Origin of the sequence: Psychrobacter sp. MES7-P7E, assembly GCF_002863645.1 — a bacterium.
Lineage (GTDB): Bacteria > Pseudomonadota > Gammaproteobacteria > Pseudomonadales > Moraxellaceae > Psychrobacter.
The window spans coordinates 1-5,787 of record NZ_PJBU01000020.1 but is presented as its reverse complement, the minus strand read 5'-3'; the positions used below and the strand labels follow the sequence as shown (position 1 = coordinate 5,787).

Genomic DNA, 5,787 nt, shown 5'->3' with positions numbered 1-5,787 from the left:
CACCAAACTGCTGACAAAGAAAAGCCCCCTTTGGGTTAGCAAAGGGGGCTTTATCTAGAATAGAGAGCTGACGATGACCTACTCTCACATGGGCGAACCACACTACCATTGGCGCTACGATGTTTCACTTCTGAGTTCGGGAAGGGATCAGGTGGGGCCATCGCGCTATTGTCGTCAGCAAAGGGGGTTAGATATGAGTCTGTTATTTTTATTGTTTGACTATAAATGTTTAGTTTATGGTCGATCAACTTGTAACCTAACTGAATCAAGGTTAAAGGTGATATCGAAATATTCTTTCTTTATTCTATAGCCTGAGCTATACAAGATAGATTAATTAGACTTGGTTACAAACCACTTGGGTGTTGTATGGTCAAGCCAAACGAGCAATTAGTACAGGTTAGCTACATGCATCGCTGCACTTCCACACCCTGCCTATCAACGTCCTAGTCTTGAACGGCTCTTTAGGGAAATCTAATCTTGAGGTGGGCTTCCCGCTTAGATGCTTTCAGCGGTTATCCCATCCGAACGTAGCTACCGGGCAATGCCACTGGCGTGACAACCCGAACACCAGAGGTTCGTCCACTCTGGTCCTCTCGTACTAGGAGCAGATCCTCTCAAATTTCCAACGCCCACGGTAGATAGGGACCGAACTGTCTCACGACGTTCTAAACCCAGCTCGCGTACCTCTTTAAATGGCGAACAGCCATACCCTTAGGACCTGCTTCAGCCCTAGGATGAGATGAGCCGACATCGAGGTGCCAAACACCGCCGTCGATATGAACTCTTGGGCGGTATCAGCCTGTTATCCCCAGAGTACCTTTTATCCGTTGAGCGATGGCCCTTCCATACAGAACCACCGGATCACTAAGACCTACTTTCGTACCTGCTCGACTTGTGGGTCTCGCAGTTAAGCGCGCTTTTGCCTTTATACTCTACGACCGATTTCCGACCGGTCTGAGCGCACCTTCGTACTCCTCCGTTACTCTTTAGGAGGAGACCGCCCCAGTCAAACTACCCACCATACATTGTCCTCGGTATTGTTATACCTGAGTTAGAACCCCAACATGACCAGGGTGGTATTTCAAGATTGGCTCCACCGAGACTAGCGTCTCGGCTTCAAAGCCTCCCACCTATCCTGCACAAGTCAGGTCAAAGTTCAATGTAAAGCTGTAGTAAAGGTTCACGGGGTCTTTCCGTCTAGCCGCGGGTACACAGCATCTTCACTGCGATTTCGATTTCACTGAGTCTCTGCTGGAGACAGCGCTGCCATCATTATGTCATTCGTGCAGGTCGGAACTTACCCGACAAGGAATTTCGCTACCTTAGGACCGTTATAGTTACGGCCGCCGTTTACTGGGGCTTCGATCAAGAGCTTCGCTTACGCTAACCCCATCAATTAACCTTCCAGCACCGGGCAGACATCACACCCTATACGTCCACTTTCGTGTTTGCAGAGTGCTGTGTTTTTAATAAACAGTTGCAGCAGCCTGGTATCTGCGACTGCCAGCAGCTCAAGGAGCAAGTCCTATCACCACCAACAGCGTACCTTCTCCCGAAGTTACGGTACCATTTTGCCTAGTTCCTTCAGCAGAGTTCTCTCAAGCGCCTTGGTATTCTCTACCTGATCACCTGTGTCGGTTTAGGGTACGATTCGTTTATAACTATTGCTTAGAAGCTTTTCCTGGAAGCATGGTATTTGCCACTTCGCTGTACAAGTACAGCTTGCTATCAGATCTCGGTATAGAATAGCCCGGATTTACCTAAGCTATAAACCTACATCCTTTCACCTGGACAACCAACGCCAGGCTGACATAACCTTCTCCGTCCCTCCATCGCATTATAAACAAGTATCGGAATATTAACCGATTTCCCATCGACTACGCCTTTCGGCCTCGCCTTAGGGGTCGACTCACCCAGCCCCGATTAACGTTGGACTGGAACCCTTGATCTTCCGGCGTGCGAGCTTTTCACTCGCATTATCGTTACTCACGTCAGCATTCGCTCTTGTGATACCTCCAGCATGCTTTACAACACACCTTCACAGGCTTACACAACGCTCCCCTACCACTTGAAAACAAATTCAAATCCGCAGCTTCGGCTCCTAGTTTGAGCCCCGTTACATCTTCCGCGCGGGCCGACTCGACTAGTGAGCTATTACGCTTTCTTTAAAGGATGGCTGCTTCTAAGCCAACCTCCTAGCTGTCTATGCCTTCCCACCTCGTTTCCCACTTAACTAGGAATTTGGGGCCTTAGCTGGCGGTCTGGGTTGTTTCCCTCTCCACGATGGACGTTAGCACCCACCGTGTGTCTCCCGGATATCACTCATCGGTATTCGGAGTTTGCATCGGTTTGGTAAGTCGGTATGACCCCCTAGCCGAAACAGTGCTCTACCCCCAATGGTGTTCGTCCGAGGCGCTACCTAAATAGCTTTCGGGGAGAACCAGCTATCACCGAGTTTGATTAGCCTTTCACCCCTATCCACAAGTCATCCCCTGGCTTTTCAACGACAGTGGGTTCGGTCCTCCGGTGCCTGTTACGGCACTTTCAACCTGCTCATGGATAGATCACTCGGTTTCGGGTCTATACCCTGCAACTAAACGCCCTATTAAGACTCGGTTTCCCTACGGCTCCCCTAAACGGTTAACCTTGCTACAGAATATAAGTCGCTGACCCATTATACAAAAGGTACGCGGTCACCCAACAAGTGGGCTCCCACTGCTTGTACGCACACGGTTTCAGGTTCTATTTCACTCCCCTCACAGGGGTTCTTTTCGCCTTTCCCTCACGGTACTGGTTCACTATCGGTCAGTCAGGAGTATTTAGCCTTGGAGGATGGTCCCCCCATCTTCAAACAGGATTTCTCGTGCCCCGCTCTACTTAATATGTTAACTCTAATGTTTCGAATACAGGACTATCACCTACTACGGTCAGCTTTCCCACGCTGTTCTTCTACATTAGAATTAATCGGCTTCTCCCCGTTCGCTCGCCGCTACTAGGGGAATCTCAATTGATGTCTATTCCTAAGGGTACTGAGATGTTTCACTTCCCCTCGTTCGCTTCCTAATAAATTAGGATACCTACCTTATGGTAAGTGGGTTTCCCCATTCAGAAATCTCCGGATCACAGGATATTGCCGCCTCCCCGAAGCTTATCGCAGGCTGTCACGTCTTTCATCGCCTCTGACTGCCAAGGCATCCACCATGTGCGCTTCATTACTTGACCATACAACCCCAAGTAGTCTTTCGACTTCTAAGTGTCATACAATCTAATTATGATAACGATATCACCTATGTTTATACGCTTGATTCAGTTCTCTTTACTTTTTTAATAACTCACCCCTGGGATAACAACTGATGTCGTTAAGAGGCGAGTTATTAAGGTTAGGAAGTGCGCGTGAACACGCTCTTCCTAACCCAGACTCATATCTATGTTTTTAAATAGTCTCTATGCTCTCGTCGAGTCACAGATTCTGTATAAAACAGAAAGAAGTAATCAGTCACAATCACTTGTTTCTATTTAATACCTATTTATTTATTGGCATCTAAAGCTTACTTAACCGTCTTAGTAGTGGTGGAGCCAAACGGAGTCGAACCGTTGACCTCCTGCGTGCAAGGCAGGCGCTCTACCAACTGAGCTATGGCCCCATTGTAAAATGGTGGGTCTAGGTGGACTTGAACCACCGACCCCCGCGTTATCAACACGGTGCTCTAACCAGCTGAGCTACAGACCCTAATACGTTTGTTAAAAACGTAAGCTTAAACTAAAGAACAACTTGTTGTGAATTCTTGCTGACCGAATGCGTCTATAAGGAGGTGATCCAGCCGCAGGTTCCCCTACGGCTACCTTGTTACGACTTCACCCCAGTCATCAACCACACCGTGGTGAACGCCTCCCCGAAGGTTAAGCTATCCACTTCTGGTGCAATCAACTCCCATGGTGTGACGGGCGGTGTGTACAAGGCCCGGGAACGTATTCACCGCGGCATTCTGATCCGCGATTACTAGCGATTCCTACTTCATGGAGTCGAGTTGCAGACTCCAATCTGGACTACGATAGGCTTTTTGAGATTCGCATCACATCGCTGTGTAGCTGCCCTCTGTACCTACCATTGTAGCACGTGTGTAGCCCTGGTCGTAAGGGCCATGATGACTTGACGTCGTCCCCGCCTTCCTCCAGTTTGTCACTGGCAGTATCCTTAGAGTTCCCGGCTTAACCCGCTGGTAACTAAGGACAAGGGTTGCGCTCGTTGCGGGACTTAACCCAACATCTCACGACACGAGCTGACGACAGCCATGCAGCACCTGTATTCTAATTCCCGAAGGCACTCCCGCATCTCTGCAGGATTCTAGATATGTCAAGACCAGGTAAGGTTCTTCGCGTTGCATCGAATTAAACCACATGCTCCACCGCTTGTGCGGGCCCCCGTCAATTCATTTGAGTTTTAACCTTGCGGCCGTACTCCCCAGGCGGTCTACTTATTGCGTTAGCTGCGTCACTAAGTCCTCAAGGGACCCAACGACTAGTAGACATCGTTTACGGCGTGGACTACCAGGGTATCTAATCCTGTTTGCTACCCACGCTTTCGAGCCTCAGTGTCAGTATGATGCCAGGAAGCTGCCTTCGCCATCGGTATTCCTTCAGATCTCTACGCATTTCACCGCTACACCTGAAATTCTACTTCCCTCTCACCTACTCTAGCCTAACAGTTTCAGATGCAGTTCCCAGGTTAAGCCCGGGGATTTCACATCTGACTTATCAAGCCACCTACGCTCGCTTTACGCCCAGTAATTCCGATTAACGCTTGCACCCTCTGTATTACCGCGGCTGCTGGCACAGAGTTAGCCGGTGCTTATTCTGCAGCTAATGTCATCGTCTCCGGGTATTAACCGAAGAGTCTTCTTCACTGCTTAAAGTGCTTTACAACCAAAAGGCCTTCTTCACACACGCGGCATGGCTGGATCAGGGTTTCCCCCATTGTCCAATATTCCCCACTGCTGCCTCCCGTAGGAGTCCGGGCCGTGTCTCAGTCCCGGTGTGGCTGATCATCCTCTCAGACCAGCTACAGATCGTCGCCATGGTAGGCCTTTACCCCACCATCTAGCTAATCCGACTTAGGCTCATCTAATAGCGAGAGCAGTAAACTGCCCCCTTTCTCCCGTAGGTCGTATGCGGTATTAATACGAGTTTCCCCGTGCTATCCCCCACTACTAGGTAGATTCCTAAGTATTACTCACCCGTCCGCCGCTCGACGCCTGGTAGCAAGCTACCATCGTTTCCGCTCGACTTGCATGTGTTAAGCCTGCCGCCAGCGTTCAATCTGAGCCATGATCAAACTCTTCAGTTTAATCTTGCTATGAAGCTCTTTAAAGAAGCTTCTAAACTTGGCTCATTTAATCTGGCAAAATCGCTAAAAATTATGTTCGTAATGAATTAACTTTGAGTTTTTCTGCTGTCTTAAATGATAATTTTTATAGTTAATAATCTTTCCGAAAAGAAAAGATAGTCAACTTTATTTTTTAGCATTCTGAATCAGCAAAAATCCACACAAGTTGTTCTTTAGTTATGCTTTTAAATAATGTCTGACACTGTCGTCCAGTGCTAGTATTTCAAACTAAATAAGTCAGCCAATGTGGCTTATCCTATTTAGCGAGCTGACCATCATATCATGTTTTAATAGTCTGTCAACTTCTTTTTTTAATTTGTTTCAACAAGTTAACTGGGTTATTAATGTGTAATCTACACACTAGCTACTTCCAGCTCGTCTTGATGAGGTGCGTATTATAGACG

General features: G+C 48.1%; 2 tRNA genes and 3 rRNA genes. All 5 read right to left on the bottom strand.

Annotated features, from left to right (window positions below):
• Positions 1–65 precede the first annotated feature (65 nt).
• The 5 genes from rrf to CXF62_RS01125 all read right to left on the bottom strand — a co-directional run bounded on the left by rrf (position 66) and on the right by CXF62_RS01125 (position 5,344).
• Positions 66–179, bottom strand: a 5S ribosomal RNA gene (gene rrf / locus CXF62_RS01145).
• Positions 180–366: 187 nt separating this feature from the next.
• Positions 367–3,222: ribosomal RNA gene (locus CXF62_RS01140) — 23S ribosomal RNA — on the bottom strand.
• 346 nt (positions 3,223–3,568) lie between these two features.
• A tRNA-Ala gene (locus CXF62_RS01135) sits at positions 3,569–3,644 on the bottom strand.
• A 9-nt stretch (positions 3,645–3,653) separates the two neighbouring features.
• Positions 3,654–3,730, bottom strand: a tRNA-Ile gene (locus CXF62_RS01130).
• A 75-nt stretch (positions 3,731–3,805) separates the two neighbouring features.
• Positions 3,806–5,344, bottom strand: a 16S ribosomal RNA gene (locus CXF62_RS01125).
• Together the 16S, 23S and 5S rRNA genes with 2 tRNA genes alongside form the textbook arrangement of a ribosomal RNA operon.
• Between the last annotated feature and the right edge of the window lie 443 nt (positions 5,345–5,787).